Annotated in this window: 1 pseudogene; it reads left to right on the forward strand. The window is 33.8% G+C overall.

Annotation, left to right across the window (positions count from 1 at the left end):
- Positions 1-53: 53 nt before the first annotated feature.
- A pseudogene (locus tag M901_RS18420) lies at positions 54-231 on the forward strand (23S rRNA (adenine(2503)-C(2))-methyltransferase RlmN); the annotation flags it as partial.

Below are 231 nucleotides of genomic sequence, written 5' to 3' on the forward strand. Positions count from 1 at the left end.
TTATTACCTAAGTCATTGCAATTATGATGTTATAGGATTACATTTGCCAGATTATGAAACCAATTTTTGAAAAACCGTCTCTCTATTCTTTTAGTCTTCCTGCTCTTAAGGAAAACCTTAAGGCCGCTGGCTTTAAGCCATTTGTTGCTGATCAACTATTCTCATGGATCTATGTGAAGTTTGAAGTTGATATGGAGAATTGGACAAATATTCCAAAGAAATTGAAAGAGT

Source organism: Bacteriovorax sp. DB6_IX (genome assembly GCF_000447775.1).
In the GTDB taxonomy this organism is placed as follows: Bacteria; Bdellovibrionota; Bacteriovoracia; order Bacteriovoracales; family Bacteriovoracaceae; genus Halobacteriovorax_A.